The organism is Pararhizobium qamdonense (genome assembly GCF_029277445.1).
Classification (GTDB): Bacteria; Pseudomonadota; Alphaproteobacteria; order Rhizobiales; family Rhizobiaceae; genus Pararhizobium; species Pararhizobium qamdonense.
In genome coordinates this window covers 1229658-1254049 of the sequence record NZ_CP119566.1, presented here as the reverse complement: position 1 = coordinate 1254049, position 24392 = coordinate 1229658, and the positions used below count along the sequence as shown (strand labels likewise).

27 protein-coding genes are annotated in these 24392 nt (G+C 60.9%); 14 read left to right on the top strand and 13 right to left on the bottom strand.

What is annotated here, in order from left to right; genetic code table 11:
• Positions 1-184: 184 nt before the first annotated feature.
• Positions 185-1990, top strand: coding sequence for an ABC transporter transmembrane domain-containing protein (locus PYR65_RS05900; protein ID WP_276120284.1), 1806 nt, complete (start codon positions 185-187; stop codon positions 1988-1990).
• A gap of 117 nt (positions 1991-2107) precedes the next feature.
• The gene (locus PYR65_RS05895) at positions 2108-3097 is read left to right on the top strand and encodes a Bug family tripartite tricarboxylate transporter substrate binding protein (protein WP_276120283.1); all 990 of its coding nucleotides are present in this window, start codon (positions 2108-2110) and stop codon (positions 3095-3097) included.
• Positions 3098-3142: 45 nt separating this feature from the next.
• Here the strand turns inward: PYR65_RS05895 and PYR65_RS05890 are convergent, their stop codons facing one another.
• The 7 genes from PYR65_RS05890 to PYR65_RS05860 form a co-directional block, all read right to left on the bottom strand.
• Positions 3143-4786 carry an FAD-binding dehydrogenase gene (locus tag PYR65_RS05890; RefSeq protein ID WP_276120980.1) on the bottom strand — a complete coding sequence of 548 codons (1644 nt, stop codon included), beginning with the start codon at positions 4784-4786 and terminating at the stop codon, positions 3143-3145.
• Positions 4787-4884: 98 nt separating this feature from the next.
• Entirely contained in the window at positions 4885-5916 is a 1032-nt protein-coding gene (locus tag PYR65_RS05885) for a peptidoglycan -binding protein (protein WP_276120282.1), read from the bottom strand.
• Positions 5916-7016 (bottom strand): MotA/TolQ/ExbB proton channel family protein, encoded by a 1101-nt coding sequence (locus PYR65_RS05880; RefSeq protein ID WP_276120281.1) that lies wholly within the window; start codon positions 7014-7016, stop codon positions 5916-5918. The genes PYR65_RS05885 and PYR65_RS05880 overlap by 1 nt, the downstream gene beginning before the upstream one ends.
• Positions 7017-7174: 158 nt before the next feature.
• Positions 7175-7975 carry an inositol monophosphatase family protein gene (locus PYR65_RS05875; protein ID WP_060639377.1) on the bottom strand — a complete coding sequence of 267 codons (801 nt, stop codon included), beginning with the start codon at positions 7973-7975 and terminating at the stop codon, positions 7175-7177.
• A 70-nt stretch (positions 7976-8045) separates the two neighbouring features.
• Positions 8046-8609, bottom strand: coding sequence for an elongation factor P (gene efp, locus PYR65_RS05870; protein ID WP_276120280.1), 564 nt, complete (start codon positions 8607-8609; stop codon positions 8046-8048).
• A 106-nt stretch (positions 8610-8715) separates the two neighbouring features.
• Entirely contained in the window at positions 8716-9996 is a 1281-nt protein-coding gene (locus PYR65_RS05865; RefSeq protein WP_276120279.1) for a tetratricopeptide repeat protein, read from the bottom strand.
• Positions 9997-10005: 9 nt separating this feature from the next.
• On the bottom strand, positions 10006-10659 hold the full coding sequence (locus PYR65_RS05860) for a thiamine phosphate synthase (RefSeq protein WP_276120278.1): 654 nt from the start codon (positions 10657-10659) through the stop codon (positions 10006-10008).
• 103 nt (positions 10660-10762) lie between these two features.
• Here PYR65_RS05860 and PYR65_RS05855 point away from each other — a divergent pair, with 103 nt between their 5' ends.
• A complete protein-coding gene (locus tag PYR65_RS05855) occupies positions 10763-11542 on the top strand; it encodes a sulfite exporter TauE/SafE family protein (protein WP_060639374.1) in 780 nt (259 codons plus the stop codon).
• A 131-nt stretch (positions 11543-11673) separates the two neighbouring features.
• Positions 11674-11934 (top strand): ArsR/SmtB family transcription factor, encoded by a 261-nt coding sequence (locus tag PYR65_RS05850; protein WP_060639373.1) that lies wholly within the window; start codon positions 11674-11676, stop codon positions 11932-11934.
• Positions 11935-12139: 205 nt separating this feature from the next.
• Here PYR65_RS05850 and PYR65_RS05845 read toward each other — a convergent pair whose 3' ends face one another.
• Positions 12140-12313 carry a YdcH family protein gene (locus PYR65_RS05845; protein ID WP_037099985.1) on the bottom strand — a complete coding sequence of 58 codons (174 nt, stop codon included), beginning with the start codon at positions 12311-12313 and terminating at the stop codon, positions 12140-12142.
• Positions 12314-12490: 177 nt separating this feature from the next.
• On the opposite strand from PYR65_RS05845, the gene PYR65_RS05840 reads away from it, so the two are divergent.
• The 7 genes from PYR65_RS05840 to PYR65_RS05810 all read left to right on the top strand — a co-directional run bounded on the left by PYR65_RS05840 (position 12491) and on the right by PYR65_RS05810 (position 17311).
• Entirely contained in the window at positions 12491-12694 is a 204-nt protein-coding gene (locus PYR65_RS05840) for a YdcH family protein (protein ID WP_060639372.1), read from the top strand.
• 115 nt (positions 12695-12809) lie between these two features.
• Complete coding sequence (gene purE / locus PYR65_RS05835; RefSeq protein ID WP_060639577.1) at positions 12810-13274, top strand: 5-(carboxyamino)imidazole ribonucleotide mutase; 465 nt, start codon at positions 12810-12812, stop codon at positions 13272-13274.
• On the top strand, positions 13271-14320 hold the full coding sequence (locus PYR65_RS05830; RefSeq protein ID WP_276120277.1) for a 5-(carboxyamino)imidazole ribonucleotide synthase: 1050 nt from the start codon (positions 13271-13273) through the stop codon (positions 14318-14320). Before purE ends, PYR65_RS05830 begins: the two co-directional genes overlap by 4 nt.
• Before the next feature lie 183 nt (positions 14321-14503).
• Positions 14504-14629, top strand: coding sequence for a type B 50S ribosomal protein L36 (gene ykgO, locus PYR65_RS05825; protein WP_034855034.1), 126 nt, complete (start codon positions 14504-14506; stop codon positions 14627-14629).
• A 175-nt stretch (positions 14630-14804) separates the two neighbouring features.
• Entirely contained in the window at positions 14805-15398 is a 594-nt protein-coding gene (locus PYR65_RS05820) for a hypothetical protein (protein WP_276120276.1), read from the top strand.
• 95 nt (positions 15399-15493) lie between these two features.
• Entirely contained in the window at positions 15494-16516 is a 1023-nt protein-coding gene (locus PYR65_RS05815) for an alpha/beta fold hydrolase (RefSeq protein WP_276120275.1), read from the top strand.
• A 75-nt stretch (positions 16517-16591) separates the two neighbouring features.
• Positions 16592-17311, top strand: a complete 720-nt coding sequence (locus PYR65_RS05810; protein WP_276120274.1) for a hypothetical protein — start codon at positions 16592-16594, stop codon at positions 17309-17311.
• Positions 17312-17379: 68 nt separating this feature from the next.
• On the opposite strand, the gene pyk is transcribed toward PYR65_RS05810, so the two are convergent.
• Positions 17380-18819 (bottom strand): pyruvate kinase, encoded by a 1440-nt coding sequence (pyk, locus tag PYR65_RS05805; RefSeq protein ID WP_276120273.1) that lies wholly within the window; start codon positions 18817-18819, stop codon positions 17380-17382.
• Complete coding sequence (locus PYR65_RS05800) at positions 18819-19271, bottom strand: DUF1036 domain-containing protein (RefSeq protein ID WP_407951310.1); 453 nt, start codon at positions 19269-19271, stop codon at positions 18819-18821. The genes pyk and PYR65_RS05800 overlap by 1 nt, the downstream gene beginning before the upstream one ends.
• Positions 19272-19487: 216 nt before the next feature.
• Between PYR65_RS05800 and PYR65_RS05795 the strand changes: the two genes are divergently transcribed.
• The 3 genes from PYR65_RS05795 to PYR65_RS05785 all read left to right on the top strand — a co-directional run bounded on the left by PYR65_RS05795 (position 19488) and on the right by PYR65_RS05785 (position 21009).
• Positions 19488-20282 (top strand): N-formylglutamate amidohydrolase, encoded by a 795-nt coding sequence (locus tag PYR65_RS05795; RefSeq protein ID WP_276120272.1) that lies wholly within the window; start codon positions 19488-19490, stop codon positions 20280-20282.
• A gap of 19 nt (positions 20283-20301) precedes the next feature.
• Positions 20302-20607 carry a DUF1244 domain-containing protein gene (locus PYR65_RS05790; RefSeq protein WP_276120271.1) on the top strand — a complete coding sequence of 102 codons (306 nt, stop codon included), beginning with the start codon at positions 20302-20304 and terminating at the stop codon, positions 20605-20607.
• A 138-nt stretch (positions 20608-20745) separates the two neighbouring features.
• On the top strand, positions 20746-21009 hold the full coding sequence (locus PYR65_RS05785) for a DUF2312 domain-containing protein (protein WP_060639364.1): 264 nt from the start codon (positions 20746-20748) through the stop codon (positions 21007-21009).
• Between the two features lie 110 nt (positions 21010-21119).
• Here PYR65_RS05785 and msrA read toward each other — a convergent pair whose 3' ends face one another.
• The 3 genes from msrA to PYR65_RS05770 all read right to left on the bottom strand — a co-directional run bounded on the left by msrA (position 21120) and on the right by PYR65_RS05770 (position 24288).
• Entirely contained in the window at positions 21120-21641 is a 522-nt protein-coding gene (msrA, locus tag PYR65_RS05780) for a peptide-methionine (S)-S-oxide reductase MsrA (protein WP_276120270.1), read from the bottom strand.
• Positions 21641-22087, bottom strand: coding sequence for a peptide-methionine (R)-S-oxide reductase MsrB (msrB, locus tag PYR65_RS05775; protein WP_276120269.1), 447 nt, complete (start codon positions 22085-22087; stop codon positions 21641-21643). The genes msrA and msrB overlap by 1 nt, the downstream gene beginning before the upstream one ends.
• A 290-nt stretch (positions 22088-22377) precedes the next feature.
• Positions 22378-24288 carry a DUF882 domain-containing protein gene (locus tag PYR65_RS05770; RefSeq protein ID WP_060639361.1) on the bottom strand — a complete coding sequence of 637 codons (1911 nt, stop codon included), beginning with the start codon at positions 24286-24288 and terminating at the stop codon, positions 22378-22380.
• Positions 24289-24392: the final 104 nt, after the last annotated feature.

The window sequence follows — 24392 nt, the reverse complement described above, 5'->3', positions numbered from 1 at the left end:
TCGCAAGCCCTTTGCGGGCCATTGCGGCATGGGGACCGAACACGTAAATGAAGCCGCAGACCACGAGAGGAACCACGGCTTCCCAATTTGATGCCGTGCCTATACATGATGGTCATGAGGATAACAAGTACCGCCGGAGCAGACTCGTGCGAGTTTTGCAGCTTCTTCCGGTATTGGAGGTCATGTGTCGAATGAGGTCGTTCAACCGGCGGGACGAAAGTCCGTCCGCCCGCTGGTCAAGCTGCTGCCCTATATCCAGCGCTATCGCAATCTCGTCATCGGCGCCGGCATTTCGCTGGTCGCCGCCGCCGTGACAACGCTGACGCTGCCGATGGCGGTGCGCCGGATGATTGACCACGGCTTCTCCAATTCCGATTCCGGCTTCATCAATACCTACTTCTCGATGCTGATGATCCTGGCGGTCATTCTGGCGCTTGCCAGTGCGGCCCGCTACTATTTCGTCATCACGCTCGGCGAGCGGATCGTCTCGGATCTGCGCCGCGATGTGTTCGACCATATTACCCGGCTTTCGCCCTCCTTCTTCGACGTCAACCAGTCCGGCGAGATCGTCTCGCGGTTGACGGCCGATACGACGCAGATCAAGTCCGCCGTTGGCGCAACGGCGTCCGTGGCGCTGCGCAACATCATCCTGTGTCTCGGGGCCATCGGCATGATGGTCTATACCAGCCCCAAACTGTCTAGCCTTGTGATCGCAGCCATTCCGGTGATCGTCTTCCCGCTGGTCGGGTTCGGCCGCTCGGTGCGCCGCCGGTCGCGTGAGGCGCAGGATACGCTGGCCGCCGCCTCGGCCTATGCCGGCGAGGCGATTTCGTCGGCCCGCACGGTCCAGGCCTTCAATGGCGAAGCCGCAGCGCAAGCGCGGTATGGCCGCGCTGTCGAAAGCGCCTATGAGGCCGCCCGCGCCGCCATCAAGGCCCGCTCGATCCTCACAGCCTTTGCCATCACCATGATCTTCGGCAGCGTCGTGGCCGTCCTGTGGTTCGGCGCACAGGACGTGCTGTCGGGCACGCTTTCGGCGGGCACGCTCGGCCAGTTCCTGCTCTATTCGGTCTTTGCCGCAGGCAGCCTCGGTGCGCTCTCGGAAGTCTGGGGCGAACTGTCCCAGGCAGCCGGTGCCGCCGAGCGCCTGAGCGAACTCCTGGCAGAACAGCCCGAGATCACCGCGCCTGCCCATCCGCTTCCCATGCCGGAACCGGCTGAAGGGGCTGTGGCCTTCGAGGACGTGCATTTCGCCTATCCGTCGCGGCCGGGCTACAAGAGCGTCAAGGGCCTGAGCTTTGCCGTCAAGCCGGGCGAAACCGTTGCGATCGTCGGCCCCTCGGGTGCCGGCAAGAGCACGGTCTTTTCGCTGCTTTTGCGCTTCTATGATCCGGTCAAGGGCGCAATCAGCGTCGATGGCGCCGATATCCGCGCTGTCGATCCGAACATGCTGCGCCGCCGCATCGCTATCGTCCCGCAGGACGTGACAATCTTTGCCGCCTCCATCCATGACAATATCGCCTTCGGCCTGCCATCGGCGTCCCGCGAAATGGTCAAGGCAGCCGCCATTGCCGCCCAGGCCGATGAATTCATTGCCAGGCTCGATCATGGCTATGACACAGAGGTCGGCGAACGCGGCATCACCCTGTCCGGCGGCCAGCGGCAACGCATCGCCATTGCCCGCGCCATCCTCAAGGACGCACCTGTCCTGCTCCTCGATGAAGCGACCTCCGCGCTCGACGCAGAGAGCGAAACGCTGGTGCAGAAGGCGCTGGATGGCCTGATGCGCGAGCGCACCACGCTGGTCATCGCGCACCGTCTCGCGACCGTGCTTAAGGCCGACCGCATCCTGGTCATGGATCAGGGCCGGATCGTCGAGGAAGGCACGCACGCTTCCCTCGTGCGTCAGGGCGGACTTTATGCCAAACTCGCCCGGCTGCAGTTCGACTATGACGCTCCAGAGGCAGGCAAGATCGTGACGCTCGGCTAACGCGCTTAACGGTTAATCTTTTACTCAGGGTTGCTCTTCTGGTGCATCGCGTTATGGTTGGAGGCAGAAACGGCGTGAGCCGTTTGGACAACCAACGCCCCTTGGGAGGAGATTTGAATGGCATTATCACTGTTGAAACGGCGCACTGCACTGGCTCTTGCGATGGTGGCGGCATCGGCGCTTGCGCTGGGCACGGCAGCCCAGGCGCAGGAATTCCCCGACCGCACGATCACCCTCGTGGTGCCGTTTGCGGCCGGTGGCTCGACCGACGTCGTCTCCCGTATCATCGGCCAGAAGATGTCGGACGATCTTGGCCAGCAGATCGTCGTGGAAAACATCGCCGGTGCCGGTGGAAATCTCGGCGCCGACCGTGTCGCACGGGCAGATCCGGATGGCTACACCATCCTGATGGGGACAGTTGCGACGCACGCACTCAACCCTTTGATCCTGAAGACCAAGCCCTATGATCCGGAAAAGGATTTCTCCCCGGTTTCGCTGCTGGTGCTGGTCCCTAACGTGCTCGTCGTCAACCCGGAACTACCGGCAAAGAATGTTGCGGAACTGGTGGCCCTGCTGAAGGCGGCGCCGGATCAATATTCCTACGCATCCTCCGGCAACGGCACGCCGCTGCATCTTTCCGGCGAACTCTTCAAGAAGCTGGCCGGCGTCAGCATGCAGCATGTGCCCTACAAGGGATCCGGCCCGGCGCTGAACGATGTCATCGGCAATCAGGTGCCGATTATGTTCGACAACCTTCCCTCATCCTCCGGCCATATCAAGTCCGGAACCTTGCGGGCGCTGGGCGTGACCACCAAGGAGCGCGCGGCATCCTTCCCGGATGTGCCGACCATCGCGGAAACCATTCCTGGCTATGAGACCTATACCTGGAACGCGCTCTTTGCCCCGGCAGGCACGCCGAAAGAGGTTGTTGACCGCCTCAATGCTGCGGCCAAGAAGGCGCTCGCCGACCCGGCTGTTGCCGAGCGAATGAAGGAATTCAGCGCCACCATCGTCGCCTCGACGCCGGAGGAACTCGCCACCCATGTGACGGCGGAACTGGCCAAATGGGGCCCGATCGTCAAGGACGCCAACGTCCAGCTCGATTGATCATCGACAGCTCCCCGGTCAATCCGGGGAGCATTTTCTCTCTGTTCACGCGCCGGCGCTGCGCCCGGCAACCCGTCCTGAAAACAGGCATCCCCCCAGAAACGTACCTTCCAGCGCGTTGTAACCATGCATGCCGCCACCGCCGAAACCGGCGACTTCGCCGGCCGCATAAAGCCCCGACACCGGCGCTCCCGACAATTCCAGCACCCGGCCGTTCAAATCGGTCTGCAGTCCGCCCAGCGTCTTGCGCGTCAGAATATTCAGCCTGACCGCAATCAGCGGCCCGGCCTTCGGATCGAGCAGCCGGTGCGGCTTGGCCGTCCGCATCAGCCGGTCGCCAAGATAATGGCGCGCACCGCGGATGGCGGTCACCTGCGCGTCCTTGGAAAAGGCATTGCCGATCTCCCGGTCGCGCGCCTCGATCTGCCCGCGCAGGTGGTCCAGCGACAGGCGTCCCTCACCGCTCAAGGCATTCATCGCCTCGACCAGATCCTCCAGCCGGTCGCGCACGATGAAATCCTCGCCCTTGTCCATGAACGCCTGCACCGGACCGGGCGGATTTTTGCCCAGCCGCTTCAGCAGCAGCGGAATATCCTTGTTGGTCAGGTCCGGGTTCTGTTCGGAGCCGGACAGCGCGAATTCCTTCTTGATGATCGCCTTGGTGAGGATGAACCAGCTATAGTCTGCCCCGCTTTTGCGGATTGCCTTCAACGTGCCAAGCGTATCGAAGCCCGGCATGGCCGGTGCCGCAAAGCGGTTGCCGTCGGCATCGCACCAGAACGAGGATGGCCCCGGCAGGATGCGGATACCATGGTTGGTCCAGACCGGATCGAAATTCCTCAACCCTTCGGTATAATGCCACATGCGGTCCTTGTTGATCACCGAGCCGCGCGCATACTCTGCGATCTCGATCATGCGCCCATCGACATAATCAGGCACGCCGCTGACCATGAACTTCGGCGGTGGTCCCAGACGATCGGCCGGCCATTGGCGGCGCACCATATCGTGATTGCCGCCGATACCGCCGGAGGAAACGACGACCGCGCCGGCCTCAAACCAGAACTCATCGACCACCTCGCGCGAACTGCGCTGACCGCGCGGCACGCCGTCATTTTTAAGAACCGAGCCGCGCGCGCCGGTTACTGCGCCATTGGTCATGATCAATTCATCGACCTGATGGCGGAACCGGAAGCGGATGCGGCCCCTTGCCTCGAGCGCCCGCGCCCGGGCGATAAACGGCGCCAGCACACCCGGCCCTGTCCCCCATGTCACATGAAAGCGCGGCACGGAATTTCCGTGACCGTCGGCCAGGCCGCCGCCACGTTCCGCCCAGCCAACCACCGGAAACCAGCGCATGCCCTGGCTGTGCAGCCAGGCGCGTTTTTCGCCCGCGGCAAAATCGAGATAGGCTTCCGCCCAGCGGCGCGGCCAGAAATCCTCGGGGCGATCGAACTGCGCAGAACCCATCCAGTCCTGGCGGGCGAGATCAAGCGTGTCGCGGATGCGCATGCGCCGTTGTTCTGGGCTGTCGATAAACAGAAGACCGCCAAGCGACCAGAAGGCTTGGCCCCCAAGATTTTGCTCGCCTTCCTGGTCAAGCACGATCACCCGCAGGCCGCGATCGGCCGCTTCGACGGCTGTTACCAGACCCGCAAGCCCCGCGCCGATCACCAGAACATCACAATCCATCGGCATCCTCCGCAATTCCACCTGCGCAGATATTACGCACACGTAAACGTCAGAGCAACGGCGGCAGGACTGGAAAATCGCAAGGGCGGCGGCGCCCGTTATTTCTCGGTGAGCTTCAGCTCGATGCGGCGGTTCTGCGAGCGCGCCTCCGGCGTATCGCCCTCGGCAATCGGCTGGAACTCGCCAAAGCCGGCGGCCACCAGACGGTTGGCCGGAACGCCCCTGGAAATCAGGAATTTCACCACCGACGTGGCGCGGGCCGACGAAAGCTCCCAGTTATCGACATAGCGGCCCGTGCCCGAGAGCGGCACATTGTCGGTATGGCCATCGACGCGCAGCACCCAGTTGATCTCGGAGGGAATTTCCTTGGCCAGATCAAGCACCGCCGAAGCGAGCTTGTCCATCTCCTCCTGCCCCGCCGGGTTCAGCTCATTGCCGCCGGACGGAAACAGCACTTCCGACTGGAACACGAAACGGTCGCCGACAATGCGGATATTCTCGCGGTCGGAGAGGATTTCGCGCAGGCGGCCGAAAAAGTCGGAGCGATAGCGGTTGAGTTCCTGCACGCGCTGCGCCAGGGCCACGTTCAGGCGGCGGCCGAGATCGGCAATTTTCGTCTGCGATGCGTTGTCCTTGGCCTCGGACGCCTGAAGCGCGCCCTCGATGGCGGCGATCTGGCTGCGCAATGCGGCGATCTGCTGGTTGAGCAGATCGATCTGGCTCATGGCCCGCGTGCTGACCTGCCTTTCCGCATCAAGCTTGCCCGTGAGGTCGCCGATCTGCTGGTTGGCGCTATCGGAGCTACCCGCCCCCTGCTCCAGCAGCGCCTGCAGCCGCGAGCGCTCGCCTTCGGAGGTCGCAAGCGAAGCCTGCATATTGGCCAGCGAATCCTCAAGATCCTGCTTTCCGCCTGTTTCGAGAGCCAGAAGCTGGGTCAGTTCGTTGATCTGGCTGTTCAGCCGGTTGAGCACATCATCCTTGCCGCTGATTTCGCGGCTGAGCAGAAACTGCCCGAGCACGAAGACGCAGAGCAGGAACATGATCGAGAGCAGCAATGTCGACAGGGCATCGACAAAGCCCGGCCAGTAATCGACCGTCCTCTGGCTGCGGCCCTTGCGCGCCAGTGCCATCAGTCATTCCCTCCGGTGTCTTCGACGCGGGCAAGCCGTGCCGGCGTTTTGTCCGGATGTGTCGGGGCCTTGTCCTGGCCGATCCGTGCCGAAAGCTTGTCGAGCGTCTTGCGCATCGACTTTGCCTCTTCCTGTTGGGCCTCGATCCAGTCGCGCAGCATCTGCTGCTCGCCGCGCATGTTTTTCACCAGGCCCTGAATGCCTTCTGCAAGGCTTGCCATCGCAGCCGTCGTGCGCTGGTTCATGCCGCCGTCCTGGTTGAGCCGGGCCAGCTGTTCCGTTAGCTGACGCAATTCCTCGGGCGCGGCCGCTCCAGGCTTGCCGGTGACCGCAATCTGGTCGGAACTGACATCGGTCACCGATGACAGCCAGTTTTCAAGCTCGGTGTAGAAACGGTTCTGCGCGCGTCCGGCCTGAAGGTCGAGGAAACCGAGGATCAGCGAACCCGAGAGACCGAACAGTGATGTGGAAAACGCCGTACCCATGCCCGTTAGAGGTGCGGACAGGCCGGTCTTCAAAGCGGCAAGGACATCCTCGGTGCTTCCCGTTCCGGCATCCAGCGACTGGATGACGGTATTGATCGAGCCGATCGTGCCAAGAAGGCCCCAGAACGTGCCAAGCAGACCGAGGAAGACCAGAAGGCCGATCAGGTATCGCGAGGTGTCGCGTGATTCGTCGAGACGGGTGGCAATCGAATCAAGAATGGACCGCAGCGCCGTCGTCGAGATCGACATGGAATGACGCTGGCCGATCAGCGCCCGCATCGGCGCCAGCAGCACCGGATCGCGCCCGACCTTCTCGGCGCTGCCGGCAGCGCGGAAGGAATTGAACCAGCGGACTTCCGGCCGCAGGCTGAACACATGGTTGAAAACCAGGAGGACGCCAATCAGCAGAACGCCGAAAATCAGCCCGTTCAGGCCCGGATTGCTCAGAAATGCCGCCTGTGCCTGGCGAAACAGGATGGCAGCCACGAAGCCGACGATAATCAGGAAAATCACCATGGTCCAGAAAAAGACCATCGGGCTCGACAGCTTGTTGGGATTATACCCCTCGTTCAAACCTCCGCCGGCATCCCATCCCGACAGTTCCAATTTCGCCATGGGGTTCTACTCTCCGGTTTGCCAGTGCTGCGGCCGTGCCTGCCAAACAGGTAGGGCGACGCTGGGCGGAGACTAGAGGAACTTTGCGCCAAATTGAAGGGGAAACAACGGGCAACTTCAACAGGATGAAACAGCCGCCCGTTCAGACCGCCGTGGGCTTACTTGCCCGGAATGGGGCGATGCAGCACATCATGCAGCGCCTTGCGGATATATTCGTTGCCCGCAACAATCGAACCATCGTCCATCGGCTTGTTGCCGCCGTCAATATCGGCAACCCAGCCGCCGGCTTCGCGAATGAGAAGAATACCGGCTGCCAGATCCCACGGCATCAGGCCGCGTTCCCAGAAACCATCAAACCGGCCGGCAGCGACATAGGCGAGATCAAGCGACGCCGCGCCCATACGGCGGACACCGGCGACTTCGCCCATCACATGGCGCAGTTCGACCAGATAGGTGCCATGATTGGCAACGCCCAAATGCGGTGTTCCGGTGCCAATGACGGCATCGGACAGATTCTTGCGGGCAGCGACGCGCAGACGGCGGTCGTTGAGGAAGGCTCCACCGCCACGCTCGGCCGTATAGAGCTCATCGGTCGCCGGATTGAGAATGACGGCAGCAACGACTTCGCCCTGACGCTCAAGCGCCACCGAAATGGCAAAATGCGGAATGCCGTGCAGGAAATTGGTCGTGCCATCGAGGGGATCGACGATCCAGCGATGCGCACCATCGGTGCCGGCGATCTCTTCACTTTCCTCGCCGAGGAAGCCATAGGTCGGGCGGGCCTTCAAAAGCTCCTCGCGCAGCACCTTTTCCGCCTTGCGGTCGGCCTGCGAAACATAGTCGCCCGGTCCCTTCAGCGAAACCTGCAGGTTCTGCACTTCGCCGAAATCGCGCGCCAGGGACTTGCCGGCCTTGAATGCGGCCTGAACCATGACATTGAGAAGAGCTGAGCGTGCCATTTTGGCTTTCCTTCGAAACAGAAAACCGGCCGCAGGAACGGCCGGAGAAATTCAGATATGCCGCTGCGGATCAGTCCGCGCGGCGGAGATAGGTAATTTCATTGGTATCGACCAGAATGCGCTCTCCAGTCTCGACGAACGGCGGAACCATGACGCGAACGCCATTTTCCATGATCGCCGGCTTGTAGGAGGACGCAGCCGTCTGCCCCTTCACCACCGGATCCGCTTCCGCGATCGTCAGAACCACCTGGTCCGGCAGCGAGATGCCGATCGGCTTCTCGTCGTAGAGCTTGACCGTCACCATCATGCCGTCCTGCAGGAAGGTGGCGCGATCGCCGACGAAATCCTTCTGCAATTCCAGCTGTTCATAGCTCTCATTGTCCATGAATACCAGCGCATCGCCCTGTTCATAGAGAAACTGGAAGTCTTTCAGTTCCAGGCTGACCCGTTCAACGGTTTCCGACGAGCGAAAACGCTCGTTGAGCTTGGTGCCATCGATCAGGTTCTTCAGTTCAACCTGATTGAAAGCCCCACCCTTGCCGGGCTTGACGGTATTGCACTTCACGGCAGCCCATAGACCGCCATTGTGCTCGACCACGCTGCCGGGGCGAATTTCGTTGCCGTTGATTTTCATGGGGAGCATTCCCTAAAGAACCGAGAGCCGCCCCTACGGCCAGCCAATCCGGCGCTTCAAGACCACAAAACCCCCGAAAGTTCAAGTCTTGCCGCAGAAACTCTGCTTACGAAGAGCGGTATTTGTTGGCAGCGCTGATCGCCGCTTTCTGCTCTTCATCCGTAATACCCAGATAGAAATCCTCAAGCGACGGGTCCTTCAGCCCGGCCCGGCGCGACAGGATATACCATTTCGCAGCCTCGATCGGATCGGGCCGCGTGCCGATCGCATTGATATAGAGATGCGACAGCTTGTTCTGCGCCACGACATTGCCGCCGGCGGCAGCCCGTGACATCCACTTGAAGCCTTCTTCCAGATTGCGCTCGCCGCCAATGCCATCGACCATCCAGATGGCAAGATCGAGTTGGGCAGTATCATAACCTGCTGTTGCGGCTCTCAGCAGCCAGTCGCGCGCCTTCGCCCGCTTGCTGTCATCAATGCCATCGACATTCAGATAGATCTGCGACAGGGCATATTGCGCATCCGCAATCCCCTGCTCTGCCGACTTCTCATAATAGGGAAGTGCAGCCTTCAGGCCCTTTTCGCCCGGCATGTCGGCGACCAGCAATTGGCCGTAATTGAACTGCGCCGAAGAATTGCCGAGATCGGCAGCCTTCTTCATCAGCTCTTCCGACCTTTTCTTGTCGCGCGCGACATCGCGGCCTTCCATCAGGAGAAGCGCATATTTGAACATCGCCGCAGGATCACCGGAATTGGCGGCCTGGCCATACCAGAACGCCGCATCTTTTCTGTTGCGGGCGACCCCGAGCCCCTGCGAGAAGATTTCCGCAACCAGCGTCTGCGCTGCCGCATCCCCAAGCTGGGCACGCGGCAAGGCCAGTTCCATCGCCGTCAGATAATAGCCGCGCTGAAACGCCCCATAGGCATCGTCAGCCTTGCCTGCAAACGGCTTTTCCTGCGGCAAGGCCGGCAGTTCGGCACCCATCCGCTCCAGAACATTGACGCCGGTCGAGGGCTCCAGCTTGTTGGCATCGGCCTTTTTCGCCTCGTCATCGGCCTTCTTTGCCGCTTCGGGAGACTGGAAGGCCGGAATTTCGCCCTCCGGAAGTGCCGCTCCGTTGAACGGCGTGATGCGGCCGCGCTTCTCCACCACGCCCTCATCGTCCTGGACGACAGCCGGTGCGCCACCGTTGACACCCGGTGCAGCATCGCTGACGCCCGGTGCAGCATCGCTGACGCCCGGTGCAGCATCGCTGACGCCCGGTGCAGCATCGCTGACACCCGGCAGCGCATCGTCGGCACGAAGGCCGGATGGCGCAGCCAGAAACGCCGCCCCTAGGAAAAGGAGATGAATGCGGCGCAGCGATGGGAAAGGACGGATCAACATGTAAATGTCTTAAGCTTCAAACCGTGGCGCTTTTTCGTCCAGAAGCGCATTGACGCTCGCAACGATCGCAGGCGCCTGTTCCGGCTCCGCAAACACCGCAAGACGCAAAGCGACGAACTCGGCTCCGCTCTCGGCAACGGTCAGCACCGATTCCGGATCGGTACCGCCCATGACGATGCAGGGAATTTCGATCATCGACGCCCACCACTCGGCCAGCGCCACGTTCTTCGGATGCGCTTCCGGCTTGATATCGCCATCGACCTTGCCGAAAAACACATAATCCGGGCGGATCTCACCCATCTCCAGAGCATGATGACGATCGGTGGCATTGCCGCCGCCGACGATCAGCTTGGGGGAAAATTTTTCCATCGCTTCCGAAAGGTCGGCCGCGTTGCCGGTTACATGCAGGCCATCGGCCTTGGCCCGGCCCGCAACCCGCGTATCGCCCGCAACCAGGGCCGCAGCCCCCGCGTCCTGGATCAGCGGCACCAGGATTTCGGCATGTTTCTGGAAGGTGTGATCGTCCAGCCCGTATTGCGGCACGATCACCGAGGCCACATCGCCGCCACGCAAAGCGCCGCTGAGAATTTTCGCGCGGCTGTCCACATCGGCGATATCCGGCACGATCAGGACCAGGCGGCAGCGATTGTCTGTATTGCTCATAATGTCTCTTGTTCCGGTGAAATGCGCGGCCGCGCATCACACCTACTCGATTTCGATCTGCAAAAGCGATAGACCCTAGCGGCAAAAGGATCAACCGATACCCATGCTTCCCGATTTTGAATTCTATGCCATCGCTATTCCGGCGGTCCTGCTCGTCGGCTTTGCCAAAGGCGGCATGGGCGAAGCGCTGTCTCTGATGGGCGTGCCGCTTCTATCGCTCGCGGTCTCGCCGGTTCAGGCGGCAGCCCTGCTTTTGCCGATCCTGATCGCCATGGATCTGGTGGCGCTCTGGACATGGCGAAAGCATGGCGACATGACGACGCTGAAGATCCTGTTGCCCGGCGCCCTCATCGGCATTGCCATCGGCTGGGCCACGGCGGCCTATGTCCCGCGCGATGCGCTGAGATTGATCATCGGCGCGATCACCGTTCTCTTCGTGCTGCGCTACGTCTATAATCTCTGGCGTGCGCGCCAGGGCGTCGTCACACCCGCCAAGCCGCAACGGCCGGTTCAGGCAACATTCTTCGGCGGCCTTGCCGGGTACGGCAGCTTCGTTGCCCATGCCGGCGGCCCGCCCTTCCAGATCTACACATTGCCCCTAAAACTGCCGCCGCGCGAATATACCGGCACGATCGTGCGGTTCTTCGCCATCCTCAACGCCGTCAAGCTCATTCCCTATTTCGCGCTCGGACAGCTCGATCTCAGCAATCTGACCACATCCCTGACGCTGTTTCCGCTGGCAATGCTGGCAACCCTGGCCGGAGCCTGGGTGGTCCGGCGCATGCAGCCGCAGGTGTTTTATCCGTTCATGTATACGATGGCGTTCCTGGCCGGGTCGAAGCTTGTCTATGACGGCATTATCGCGCTGGCTGCAGGATCATGATTATCCGGCGCCGACGCACCTCTCAAAAATGATCAAAAATGCGCGCTAAAATTGCATAAATGATGTAAAATTCCATACTGCACTGCACAATTCCGCTTGCCGGACGCTGCGAATTCTCCTAGCTTTCGCCCATGTCCAACGCTGATCCTTTCGATGCGATCTCTGACCCGAACCGGCGGTATCTGCTGGAGGAATTGCGGCGTGCGCCGCGCACGGTCAATGAACTCGCCGAGGGATTGCCAATCAGCCGTCCTGCCGTATCGCAGCATCTGAAAGCCTTGCTGGATTCAAATCTGGTCTCCGTCTCCGCCAGTGGCACGAAACGGATTTACGCGATCAACAAGCCGGGCTTTGACCGGGTCAATCTCTGGCTGGATCAGTTCTGGTCGTGAAGGATTTGGGGCCCAGGGACGTTCAGAGGGCCAGACATCGGGAGACTAAAACCTGCGGAGTTTTGGCGAACGTCATGTCCGCACCAGCCAACTCCGCTTATCGACAACGCCTTGAACCCGGCCTTCAAAATTCGCTTTGGCTTTCCGGTGATCAATAGATGCGCTGGAACAAAAGTCTCCCGATGAATGAGATTGTCTTAGCTTATCAGTGAGTTGAAGAGCGAATCTTCTCGATTTCGTCCTTCAAGCGCAGCTTGCGGCGCTTAATGTCAGCAATGTGCTGATCCTGGACAGACGGCTGGGTCAGGGCCGAGTGGAGCTCCTGCTCCAAAACACCATGTTTTTTCTCAAGCGTTGCAAGATGAGCCTCAATTGTCATGTGGCAGTCCCTTCCTTTTGCTTGCACCCGATCGGTAAATGCCGGGTTTCCACGTATTAACCGAGATAGTGTGCCATGCTATTTTTCATTTGTCGAAGGCGAATTCATGGCGAAGGATAACTTCCCGTTACCAACAATTCTGTGCTAGAGCGACGCTCGATTTATGGGGAACATTGCATGCCAGATCAGGATCAGGCCGAACTCAGACTGAGCGTAGCGCGGCTGAGGCAGGAACATGAAGACTATGATGTTGCGATCAACGCCATGATCCAGACGGGCTGCGATGCCCTGCGCATCCAGCGGATGAAGAAGAAGAAACTGGTCATCAAGGACAAGATCACCAAGATCGAAGACATGATCATTCCCGATATCATCGCCTGAACCCGTGCGTGTCCGGATAAGGGCATGCTGAGAACGCTCCGGCCGGACCTTCGGCCTTGAACCAAGCGGAACGAACAACGTGACGAAAGCAGCAACCCCGCCCGTCGCCATCATCATGGGCAGCCAGTCCGACTGGGAAACCATGAAGAATGCCGCCGACACGCTCGACGCCCTCGATATCGCCTATGACGCCCGTATCGTTTCGGCACATCGCACGGTCGATAGGCTGATCAATTTTGCAAGGGGCGCGCGCGACGAGGGTTTCAAGGTGATCATTGCTGGTGCAGGCGGTGCGGCCCATCTGCCCGGCATGACGGCTGCGATGACGGCCCTTCCAGTATTCGGCGTTCCCGTGCAGTCCAAGGCCCTTTCCGGTCAGGACAGCCTCCTCTCCATCGTCCAGATGCCGGCCGGCATTCCCGTCGGCACATTGGCGATCGGCCGCGCCGGCGCCATCAATGCCGCCCTTCTTGCTGCCGCCGTTCTGGCGCTGAGTGACCCAGACCTTGCCGACCGGCTGGACGACTGGCGCGAACAGCAAAGTGCGGCGGTCGCCGAATATCCCGTGGACCAGGCATGAGAACGATCGGCATCATCGGCGGCGGCCAGCTCGGCCGCATGCTGGCCATGGCGGCAGCCCGGCTGAATTTCCGCACCATCATTCTGGAGCCGCAGATCGACTGTCCGGCAGCGCAGGTTGCCAATAGCCAGATCGTCGCCGCCTATGATGACACAACCGCGCTGGAACGGCTTGCCGGCGAATGTGACGTCGTCACCTACGAATTCGAAAACGTTCCTGTCGATGCCGCCGAGCATCTGTCGCTAACCCTCCCCGTCTATCCGCCGCCACGGGCGCTTGAGGTCTCGCAGGACCGCGTGAGCGAAAAGCAGTTTCTCAACGGCTGCGGCATCGAGACCGCACGCTTCCACCCGATCGGCAGCCAGGACGATCTGGAACGGGCACTCGCCGACTTCTCGGGCCAAGGTGTTCTGAAAACCCGCCGCCTCGGCTATGACGGCAAGGGCCAGCGCGTGTTTCGCAGCGCAGCTGACGACCCCGCCGGTGCATTCCTTGCCCTTGGCGGCGTTCCCGCCATTCTCGAAAGCTTCGTGCCGTTCGAACGCGAAATCTCCATCATCGCCGCGCGCGGCACCGATGGCACCATCGCCTGCTACGACCCGGCCGAAAACATCCACCGCCAGGGCATTCTCCACACCTCGACCGTGCCGGCCACGATCAATGACGCAACGGCCGAGGCGGCCCGTCTGGCCGCCACGGCGGTGCTGACGGCGCTTGGTTATGTCGGCGTCATCGGCGTCGAGTTTTTCGTGCTTGCGGACGGCACGCTGATCGCCAACGAGATCGCTCCGCGCGTTCACAATTCCGGCCACTGGACGGAGGCGGCCTGCGTGGTCTCGCAGTTCGAGCAGCATATCCGCGCCGTCACTGGACTGGCCCTGTCGGACGGTGCCCGCCATTCCGATTGCGTGATGCAGAACCTGATCGGCGACGATATCGGCGACCTGCCGGAATGGCTTGCAAAGCCCAACACGCTGGTTCACCTCTATGGCAAGACGGAAGCGCGGCCGGGGCGCAAAATGGGGCATGTCACCTGGCTTGCCTGAGGGTTTAACCCACAGAAAAGCCAACAAACGCTGCGAAAACAGGCTCTCTGCGGTTGACACGTTTACGATGCCGGGTTATTTGCCTGCCACCCTAAGAGCGCGCTCGGCCTTAACGGTCTGCAAGCGCGCTTTTGATTGTTAAAGACCGGCGAATTCAATTCGCCGAAACTGCGGATCAGAAAAATGAAGATCAAAAATTCGCTTAAGTCGCTGAAGGCCCGTCACCGCGAAAACCGTCTGGTTCGCCGCAAGGGTCGCGTCTACATCATCAACAAGCTGAACCCGCGCTTCAAGGCCCGTCAGGGCTGATCCATCGTGCGCGCCGGAAGTCTGTGCTTTCGGAACGGCAACGCATGGATCGAGTGCGCTCGCGGACGCTTGCTTGCAACACAGCAGGCTCCCCAAGCGGTTCATCGGTTTGATGTCTCAAATTTGATTTGATCTTCGGCCATGGCAGGCTACCTTATCTGCCATGGTTAAACTCATGTCTTCATCTTTGATTCTCGCTGGCTTGCTGGCCGCATCTGCCGCCGGCACCCTGCCCGCCCTCGCCGCTGACGCGGCTCAGGCCTCGGTAACGTCTGAATTGACGACGCCCAAGCAGCGAATCGACACACTCTTTACCGAACTGAAGCGGGAACGCGATCAGGACAAGGCACGCGAGATTTCCAACCGGATCCGTGTGGAGTGGCAGGATTCCGGCAGCGCCACCACCAACCTCCTGATGCAGTGGGCTGCCAAGGCCGTCGAAACAAACAAGCAGGCCGCAGCGCTCGATATTCTCGACCAGGTCATCGCCCTGTCGCCAAGCTATGTCGAAGGCTGGAACCAGCGGGCAACGCTGCATTACCAGATGGGCAACTACCGCAAGTCCATGTCCGACATCAACCGCGTGCTGGCGATCGAGCCTCGCCATTTCGGCGCGCTTGCCGGCATGGCCGCCATCCTCACATCATCCGGACAGGATGAACTGGCGCTGCGCGCCTGGGAACAGTTCCTCGATATCTATCCCGCCGACCGCAAGGCGCAGGAACAGCTTGGCACGCTTGAAGAAAAACTTGCCGGCAACCGCACATAATTCTGCCGGTCGCGCGAAACCGCAGCGCCCTCATCTTCGTATCGGACGATAACCGAGCCATCCGGCCGATCTGCCTGCGCGAAGAAGAGTGATTGATGAAGTTTGTTTTCAGGAAAGTCATGCTGGTCTTTGCATCCCTGTTTCTCGCCGTCCTCGTCACAGGGTTTGGTTTCAGCGCCTACCAGGCATCAGCCTTCGAGCGCGACAATCCCAATAGCGGCGAGCGGATCGATGTCGGCGGCTACAAGATGAACAGCGTCTACGTGCCCCGCCCGAAGAACGCCGATCTTCCCACCCTGGTCTTCATCCATGGCGCAAGCGCCAACCTGCGCGACCCGATGGTCGCCTTCAGGAGCAAGCTCGAAGGCCGCGCCGACATGCTCTTCCTCGACCGTCCCGGATTAGGCTTTTCCGATCGTGGCGGCCCGCAAAATGCCTATCCCGACGGTCAGGCCGATGCGATCGCCGCCCTGATGAAAAAGCGCGGCATCAAGAAAGCCATCATCATCAGCCATTCCTTCGGCGGCGCCATCGCGGCCACCTTCGCATTGAACCACAAGGACATGGTGGCAGGCCTCCTGTTTTTATCCCCCGCCACGCATCCCTGGCCGGGCGGCATCGAATGGTATTACGGCATCACCAAAACGCCGGTGCTCGGCTGGCTGTTTGCCACTCTGGTGGCGCCGCCGATCGGCCTTGTCTCGATCGACAAGGCAACCAAATACGTGTTTGCGCCCAATCCTCGCCCGGACAGCTATATCGAAGACACCGCCGCCTATCTGGCGATCAGGCCGGCCGCCTTTCGCAACAACGCCATCGATATCGCCAATCTGCTGGAATACGTGAAGCTGGTCGCGCCGCGCTATAAGGAAATCAAGACCCCGACCGTGATCATCACCGGCGATGCCGACCGCGTCGTCCTGCCGGAGATCCACTCGCGCCAACTGCACGAGGCCATCAAGGGATCGACCTTGCTGCGTATTCACAATCTCGGCCACAAGCCGGATTACATCGTCACCGACCTGGCAATTTCAGCAATCGAATCGCTGGCGGGCAAGAAGCGTGACCTCGATGCGCTGGCGGCCAAGGCGCAGGCCCGTATCACCGTCGTCGACTAGGTAATTGAAACAACTTTCCGCCAGCCCCATGCAAGCTGGCGATTGCACTTTGCGGCCTCAATCCGGAGGCCATTCATGCAAGTAGGCAGCATTGCCAGCACCTATCCCTTCCGCACCACGACAGCGGCGGGAACCGCGCCGGGTGGGGTGGCAAGCGATCCACAAAGCCTGCGGGACCGCGCGCTCGACCTCTTGAAAACCACCGCCGAAGCGGATGCAGACAGCATCAAGGCACGCGCGAAACAAAGACTTGAGGATGCCAAGACCCGGCTGGACTATCTGCGCCGCTGGAATTTCGATCCGGAAGTGCTGGCCCGGCAGGCTGGCCACCTGGCCCGCGAACTGGGCGCGGCAGCCAAGGATTTTGCCGCGGCCGTGAACGCCGGATCAAACACCGGTGCAGCAGCGTCCGGCTCCACAGAGGCGCAAACAACGCTTGCCGGGCAGACCGATGCGCAAACAGCCGATCCGGCCGGCAGCGGCGAAGAAAAAACGTCTTTTGCCCAGAAGGCCTATCAGGACATGATGGCGGACGGCACCGATAAAAAGACTGTCTCCGCCGATGACCGCAGGACGCTTGAGGAATTCAAGGCCGTGGCGCAGGAGATCAAGGCGCTGCTCGAAGAGGCCTTGCGCCGTCTGCGCGCGCAAAAGAATGCCGACCAGAATGCCATCACGGACGCCCAGACATCCGGCGAAAGCCTGAACAAGGCAATCCAGGGCCTGAACAGCGCGCTCGGCAGCGGCTCTCCCGCCGGGGTCACGGCCGCGATCCCCATCAGCATCACCATCTGACCGGATAGGCCGCAAAACAAAAAACCGCCGGATCGCCCGGCGGTTTTTTCATGAATACGGGACAAACGTCAGACGCCGCTCAGGCCATCCGAGCCGATATAGGCGATCCGCAGCATGTTGGTGGCGCCCGGTGTTCCCAGCGGTACGCCGGCCGAAATGATGACCCGGTCGCCGGGCTTGCCGAAGCCCTCGGAAGCAACGATGCGGCAAGCGCGGTTGACCATGTCGTCGAGATCGGTCGCATCGGAGGTGACCACGCAATGCAGGCCCCAGACGACGGACAGACGGCGGGCCGTCTGGATGACCGGGGAAAGCGCCAGGATCGGAACCTGCGGACGCTCGCGCGCGGTGCGCAGGCCCGTGGTGCCCGACGACGTGTAACAGACGATGGCCGAAAGCTTGAGCGTCTCGGCGATCTGGTGGGCAGCCAGCGAAATCGCGTCGGCACCGGTAGCCTCAGGCGGCGTGCGCTGCGCGTAAATGATGCCGGGATAATGCGGATCGGTTTCGATCTTGCTGGCAATCGACGCCATCGTCGCAACCGCTTCCACCGGATAGTCACCCGAAGCGGATTCGGCTGACAGCATGATCGCGTCAGCACCTTCGAACACGGCGGTCGCAACGTCGGACACTTCGGCGCGGGTCGGTACCGGTGCCGAAATCATCGATTCCAGCATCTGCGTGGCGACCACGACCGGCTTGCCGGCGCGGCGGGAGGCGCGGATCAACTGCTTCTGCAGGCCGGGAACGGCCTCGAGCGGCATTTCCACGCCCAGGTCGCCACGGGCAACCATCAGCGCATCGGAAAGCTCGATGATCTCGTCGATACGCTCAATCGCCTGCGGCTTTTCGATCTTCGACATCAGGCCGACACGGCCGCGCGAAATCTTGCGCACTTCGGATAGGTCTTCCGGACGCTGAATGAACGACAGCGCAACCCAATCGACATCTTCCGTTTCGAGAACCGCATCGAGATCGGCACGGTCCTTTTCGGTCAAGGCACCGACGCTCAGCAGCGTATCGGGAAGGCTCACGCCCTTGCGGTCAGAAATCTTGGTGCCGGCGATCACCGTGCAGACGATGCTCTTGCCATCGGACGTATCGGCGCGCAGATGCAGCTTGCCGTCGTCGATCAGCAGGCGGTGACCGGCCTTGACCGATTCAAGGATTTCCGGGTGCGGAAGGAAGACGCGCGTCGCATCGCCCGGCTCGTCGTTGTTGTCGAGGGTGAAGGTCTGGCCGGGAACCAGATCGACCTTGCCGGCGGCGAATTTGCCGACGCGCAGCTTCGGGCCCTGAAGGTCGGCGAGAATGCCGATCGGGCGGCCGCAGCGCGCCTCGACATTGCGGATGCGCTTGATCAGGGTGCGCATCATGTCGTGGCTGGCATGGCTCATGTTGATCCGGAAAAGATCAGCCCCCGCCTCGTGCAGCTTCTGGATCATCTCTTCTTCGCCCGATGCCGGTCCGAGCGTTGCGAGGATTTTGACTTTTCTATTCCGCTTCATCAGTTGTGGCTTTCTTGAGTCCCTGGGGTGTCGGACAACTGAACCATCCAGCTTCCCTGACGCCCCGTGTCGTATTCCTTGAAGCCCATCCGCTGAAAACCGCGTGCGAAACAGTCCTGCACGCCGGTCACCTTGAACTCGTTTTCGGCGACGCACATATTGACGTCACCGGTCCAGCGTCCACCGCGCGCCGCATCTTCAGCATAGAGGTAATAATATCGTGATTGGAGTTCGCCCTCGATCAGGGTCGCGCATGTCGTCGCCGGAACCTGCCACCACCCTTCGGTGATCCAGCCCTCCTTGGCGCGATAGCCGATGGCCACGCCGACCAGATTCTGGGTACCATTGCAGACGCGGAATTCGGCGTGCGCTTCACTTGCGATCAGGGCCGGCGAAAACGCGGTCAGAACGAAGAGGAGAACAGCGCTTAAAGACCAGCTCCGCAGATTCAGCCTGGAGAAAGGATATCTGGACACGGTTTCCAATGGGTCTCCGTTGCGATTTGTCGAGGGACTTTCTTGCGACGGTGGGGCCCGAATGTCAACGCGGGTCTAATCGATTACATTCGGGTTTTTATTGTCGGAAAGATCGTAAAATAGCCATTACCTTGCGATTGCTGCCACGGCATGCCATCAAATTCCGTCAAGAGTGAAACGAGTTGATACTGTATGCCGGAAACATCGTCTTTCGAGGTCATTCAAGGAAACAATCAAGCCGGGCTGGTTCTGCTCGCCGATCATGCGACCAACCGCCTGCCCGCAGAATATGGCGGGCTCGGTCTTCCTGAAAATGCCTTTGCCCGTCACATCGCCTATGATATCGGCGTCGAGCCGCTGGTGCGCAGGCTCGCCATGCGGCTTGGCGTTCCCGCCGTGCTCAGCTGTTTTTCAAGGCTGCTGATTGATCCGAACCGGGGCGAAGACGATCCGACGCTGATCATGAAGATTTCCGATGGCGCCATCATTCCCGGAAACCACCCGATCACACCGCAGGAATGGGAAAACCGCCTCAACCGGTTCCACCGCCCCTATCATCGCGCCGTCTCGCAAACCATCGCCGATGTCGGCGCAGCCAGCGGCAAGGCGCCGCTGGTGATCTCGCTTCATTCCTATACACCGGCCTGGAAGGGCGTGCCCCGCCCATGGCATACAGCCGTTCTCTGGGACAGCGACCCGCGCGCGGTCACGCCGCTGATCGAGGCGCTGGAGGTTTCCGGCGATATCCTTGTCGGCGACAACGAGCCCTATGACGGCGCGCTGCGCGGCGATACGATGTTTCGCCATTGCATGGAAACCGGGCTTGCCCACGCTCTGATCGAAGTGCGCCAGGACCTGATCGGTGACGATAGCGGCGTTGCCGAATGGGATGCCCGGCTCGGACCGATCCTTGCAAATTTGAATGCCCGCCCCGAATTGCACGAAATCAGGCGCTATCCGTCGCGGACCGGACCCTATGCGTTCTGACAGTGGAAAGAGACTGACCATGAGCGACCTGACACCGCAACAACAGCTTGAATTCGAAGCCGCCGCTTTCCGCCGCCTGGTGTCACACCTGCGCGAACGCGGCGACGTGCAGAATATCGACCTGATGAACCTCGCCGGCTTTTGCCGCAACTGCCTGTCCAACTGGTACCGCGACGCCGCCAATGCCGCAGGCGTCGATATGGACAAGGAAGCCTCCCGCGAGATCGTCTATGGCATGCCTTACGAGGCGTGGCGGGCGCTGAACCAGACGGAAGCGACCGGCGAACAGAAGGCCGCCTTTGAGGCTAGCAAGCCCAAGGAGTAACGCCTGGTACGCGTGGCCCGTCCGAAAATCAGCGCGATGTTGCGCAATGTCACTTGACCTCGACCGCACTTCGCGGCAGGTCACACCCTCACAAATTCAGTCCCACCCTCATTGATATCCCCCAACAAGGAGAACACCATGTCGGATGCCCACGGCGTCGCACGCGACCAGCTTCGTTCGTTCATCGAGCGCATTGAGCGGCTGGAAGAAGAAAAGAAGACCATCGCCGACGACATCAAGGATGTGTATGGCGAAGCAAAGGGCACCGGCTTCGACACGAAGATCCTGAAAAAGGTCATCGCGATCCGCAAGCAGGACAAGGACGAGCGCATGGAACAGGAAGCCATCCTCGACACCTATCTCGCAGCCCTCGGCATGATCGAAGCCCCGGACGCAGAATAACGCCCTGCATGACGGATGAGGCCGGGCGAGCAATTGACCGGTATCTGTTCGCCATCAAAAAAGGCCGGTCACGCGACCGGCCTTTTTCAATTCAAGACATGCGACCTGCCTCAGGCAGCCGCTTCACTGCCCTTGCCGCGGCGCGGCAGCTTCCAGCCCGGGCGGATGAAATGGCAGGTATAGCCGTTGGGAATCCGCTCCAGATAATCCTGATGCTCAGGCTCGGCTTCCCAGAAAGCGCTCGCGGGTTCGACTTCCGTCACCACCTTTCCCGGCCAGAGCCCGGAGGCATCGACATCGGCGATGGTTTCCAGGGCAACCTGTTTTTGCGCGTCGCTGGTATAGTAGATGGCCGAGCGGTAGCTTGGGCCTCTGTCATTGCCCTGGCGGTTGGCTGTCGACGGATCATGGATCTGGAAGAAGAATTCCAGGAGCTCGCGATAGCTGATCTTTGCGGGATCGAAGGCAATTTCGATCGCCTCGGCATGGTTGCCATGGTTGCGATAGGTCGCATTTTCGACGTCGCCGCCGGTATAACCGACCCGCGTCGACAGGACGCCGTCATAACGGCGGATGAGGTCCTGCATGCCCCAGAAGCAGCCACCGGCCAATACTGCGTGTTCGGTCGTCATCAGATATCCTCCACCTGTGCGAGATAATCACCATAACCTTCCGCTTCCATCTTGTCGCGCGGGACAAAACGCAGCGAAGCCGAGTTGATGCAATAGCGCAAACCACCGCGATCGCGCGGGCCGTCGTTGAAGACGTGGCCGAGATGACTGTCGCCATGGGCCGATCGAACCTCAATCCTGGTCATGCCATGCGATGCATCGTGTAACTCGGCAACATGGGCCGGCTCGATCGGCTTGGTAAAGCTCGGCCAGCCGCAGCCGGATTCGTACTTGTCGGAGGACGCAAACAGCGGCTCTCCCGAAACGATATCGACATAGACGCCCGGCTTCTTGTTGTCGTTATATTGCCCCGTACCAGGCCGTTCCGTGCCGTTTTCCTGCGTGACGCGGTACTGCTCCGCAGTCAATTTCGCAATCGCTTCCGGGGTCTTGCTATAGTTCGGCATTCGCATACTCCTTATCCGCTTCAAACGGGATCATCTCTTTCCAGCCTTCCGGCGCATGCGTAGCACGCAACACAGAAACAACAGCGAGCGATAAACGCGCGGGCAAACGAAAGAGATGACGGGAATATAGGAAGGCGAAAGCGCTTTTGCCACGCCTCAAGGTCAGGGAAACAGCCGGCAATCCGCACCGCAGTCGCACATTTGCGTGATGCGGCACGTCGATACTGTGCGATCAGAATACAAAAAAGCCCGCCATCGCCAGCGGGCTCGCTCTGTTTTCAACCACCATCTCAGTTGGTGCTGAACTTCTTCACTTCCAGGAAGTTGACGGCGGAGCCGCTAAAACGGGCCGTGTCAGCCGTCACGGCTTCGTTCGAGAAGCCAGCCGAATAGACCGTCGTCGGGGACGCGCGCAACGACTTGCTGACAAAGCGCGGTGCCTTGACCGGCTTGGAAAGCGTCGCCATGCGGCCATTGCTCAGCGCCCAGGAGGAAATGATCTGCTGGGTTAGCTTCGGCTCGGTGCGCACGGAAGAGCGGGTCGCAGCGTCGGCTTCCTGCTTCTTCGGGCGCTTGCCCTTGGCTGGCGCTTCGGCATTGGGGTCGAATGCATTGTCAAACACGGCGCCGCGCGCGGCAGCAGACGGTTGCGGCACGAACGCGGCCATCTCGACCGGCTGTTCCTTCTGCGTCGGCGTCGCCAAGGCAACCCGTGTCTGAACAACCGGTGTTTGGGCAACCGGTGTCTGGGCAACCCGCGTCTGCGCCTCGGCTACGGCTTCCACGGGCTTTTGCGCCAGGGCAACGGCCTGCGGCTGTACCCGTTCGGCAAAGGAGGGAACGGCAACATTGGCGTCGGCTACGGCCATCAGCGCTTCTTCGCCCGCAGGACGCGACCCGGGAACCGGGACAAAACCGAGCGCTGCGACATCTTCAGGCAGAACCGCCGCATTCGGATCGGTCGACGCCATCAGCGTGTCGGTTCCGGCGTCGCCGTTCGATCCACGTTTGCCCAGCATCTGCGGCACCGGAATCTTGTAGGTGGTCAGGTCGGCATATTCGCTTTGGGGCGTCTCGGCCGGCGCCGGCAGGGCGGCAGCCCAGGCCTCCTGCGCGGTTTCCTTGGCGGGCGCAACCAGCGCCGTCTGAATGCCGGCATCGGCATCCCTAAAGGCTGGCCTTACGCCGGGAACGGGAGCTGCAATCTTCTGCTGCTGCTCGGCGGCGGCGGCAACGGAATTATCAACGCCAGGCAGGGGCTGTTCTGCGGCAGCAACCTGCGTAACCTTAGCCTTTGCAGCGGGCTGCTCGTCAGAGCCTTCCGCATCAGCAGCGCTGGCGATTGCATTGGGTTCTTCATCCTCGTCGCCGCCGGCGCCGAAGAGCATGGCAAACAGAGTGCCCTTGCGCTTGGTGGTGTCCTTGTCGCCCGCACCCTTGGTTCCGCCACCGGCCACTTCGAACGCGCTGGCACCCACACGGCGCTTGTAGTCCGCAACGGCCAGTTCATAGCCCGGCAACGGCTTGCCGTCGGCCGGCACGTGCAATGTCTTGCCGTCCGGGAACAGCCGGACGAGTTCGTTGCGGGTCATGCGCGGCCAGGCGCGAACGCCGCCGACATCCATATGCACGAACGGCGAGCCGGATGTTGGATAAAAGCCGACGCCGCCGACCTGGAACTTCATGCCGATTTCGCGAAGGGTCTTCAACTTGACGTCGGGCAGGTAGAAATCCATCGCCTTGCCGAGCATATGCTGGCTTTTCTTGGCAACGCCCTTGGAGCGCGACCGCAGCATGCCGTTGGTGGCCGGCGAACGGTAGGCGGAGACGACGTGGATATAATCGCGCGATCCGCTCTTCTGGTAGACTTCCCAGACGAGGTCGAGAAGATGGGGATCCATCTTCGTCGGCTCATTGCGGCGCCAGTCGCGCAGGAAGCGGTTGATCTCCTGCAGGCCCTTGGCATCGTATCGGCCATTGCGCTTGAAGGTGATCGACGCTTTTTCCTGGGTGTGGATGAAATAAAGCTTGAGCGTGCGCGTCTGGCCTGCTGCCTCGACAGGCGGCGCAAAGCCAGGCGTGACCATGGACGCTGTGATCAGAAGCGATGCGAGAACACGCGGCACCTTACGGGCAACCGCGGCGCAAAAGCGGGCTATCACGGAGCCGTTAGGCTTCTTGAATCCGAACAAATTTTGCAAACTCAATCCCCGTCCGAAGGACAATACGTCCCGTGGCTGATCAGATGACTGTCAATTGCGGTGACAGCATGGCAAATATGCCACAGTCATCGCTTATCCTTATA

Excerpts from the sequence above, each read along its gene's own strand:
- PYR65_RS05895 (WP_276120283.1), top strand. The coding sequence starts at position 2,108 with ATGGCATTATCACTGTTGAAACGGCGCACTGCACTGGCTCTTGCGATG.
- PYR65_RS05890 (WP_276120980.1), bottom strand. The coding sequence starts at position 4,786 with ATGGATTGTGATGTTCTGGTGATCGGCGCGGGGCTTGCGGGTCTGGTA.
- PYR65_RS05885 (WP_276120282.1), bottom strand. The coding sequence starts at position 5,916 with ATGGCACTGGCGCGCAAGGGCCGCAGCCAGAGGACGGTCGATTACTGG.
- PYR65_RS05880 (WP_276120281.1), bottom strand. The coding sequence starts at position 7,016 with ATGGCGAAATTGGAACTGTCGGGATGGGATGCCGGCGGAGGTTTGAAC.
- PYR65_RS05875 (WP_060639377.1), bottom strand. The coding sequence starts at position 7,975 with ATGGCACGCTCAGCTCTTCTCAATGTCATGGTTCAGGCCGCATTCAAG.
- efp (WP_276120280.1), bottom strand. The coding sequence starts at position 8,609 with ATGAAAATCAACGGCAACGAAATTCGCCCCGGCAGCGTGGTCGAGCAC.
- PYR65_RS05865 (WP_276120279.1), bottom strand. The coding sequence starts at position 9,996 with ATGTTGATCCGTCCTTTCCCATCGCTGCGCCGCATTCATCTCCTTTTC.
- PYR65_RS05860 (WP_276120278.1), bottom strand. The coding sequence starts at position 10,659 with ATGAGCAATACAGACAATCGCTGCCGCCTGGTCCTGATCGTGCCGGAT.
- PYR65_RS05855 (WP_060639374.1), top strand. The coding sequence starts at position 10,763 with ATGCTTCCCGATTTTGAATTCTATGCCATCGCTATTCCGGCGGTCCTG.
- PYR65_RS05850 (WP_060639373.1), top strand. The coding sequence starts at position 11,674 with ATGTCCAACGCTGATCCTTTCGATGCGATCTCTGACCCGAACCGGCGG.
- PYR65_RS05845 (WP_037099985.1), bottom strand. The coding sequence starts at position 12,313 with ATGACAATTGAGGCTCATCTTGCAACGCTTGAGAAAAAACATGGTGTT.
- PYR65_RS05840 (WP_060639372.1), top strand. The coding sequence starts at position 12,491 with ATGCCAGATCAGGATCAGGCCGAACTCAGACTGAGCGTAGCGCGGCTG.
- purE (WP_060639577.1), top strand. The coding sequence starts at position 12,810 with ATGGGCAGCCAGTCCGACTGGGAAACCATGAAGAATGCCGCCGACACG.
- PYR65_RS05830 (WP_276120277.1), top strand. The coding sequence starts at position 13,271 with ATGAGAACGATCGGCATCATCGGCGGCGGCCAGCTCGGCCGCATGCTG.
- ykgO (WP_034855034.1), top strand. The coding sequence starts at position 14,504 with ATGAAGATCAAAAATTCGCTTAAGTCGCTGAAGGCCCGTCACCGCGAA.
- PYR65_RS05820 (WP_276120276.1), top strand. The coding sequence starts at position 14,805 with ATGTCTTCATCTTTGATTCTCGCTGGCTTGCTGGCCGCATCTGCCGCC.
- PYR65_RS05815 (WP_276120275.1), top strand. The coding sequence starts at position 15,494 with ATGAAGTTTGTTTTCAGGAAAGTCATGCTGGTCTTTGCATCCCTGTTT.
- PYR65_RS05810 (WP_276120274.1), top strand. The coding sequence starts at position 16,592 with ATGCAAGTAGGCAGCATTGCCAGCACCTATCCCTTCCGCACCACGACA.
- pyk (WP_276120273.1), bottom strand. The coding sequence starts at position 18,819 with ATGAAGCGGAATAGAAAAGTCAAAATCCTCGCAACGCTCGGACCGGCA.
- PYR65_RS05795 (WP_276120272.1), top strand. The coding sequence starts at position 19,488 with ATGCCGGAAACATCGTCTTTCGAGGTCATTCAAGGAAACAATCAAGCC.
- PYR65_RS05790 (WP_276120271.1), top strand. The coding sequence starts at position 20,302 with ATGAGCGACCTGACACCGCAACAACAGCTTGAATTCGAAGCCGCCGCT.
- PYR65_RS05785 (WP_060639364.1), top strand. The coding sequence starts at position 20,746 with ATGTCGGATGCCCACGGCGTCGCACGCGACCAGCTTCGTTCGTTCATC.
- msrA (WP_276120270.1), bottom strand. The coding sequence starts at position 21,641 with ATGACGACCGAACACGCAGTATTGGCCGGTGGCTGCTTCTGGGGCATG.
- msrB (WP_276120269.1), bottom strand. The coding sequence starts at position 22,087 with ATGCCGAACTATAGCAAGACCCCGGAAGCGATTGCGAAATTGACTGCG.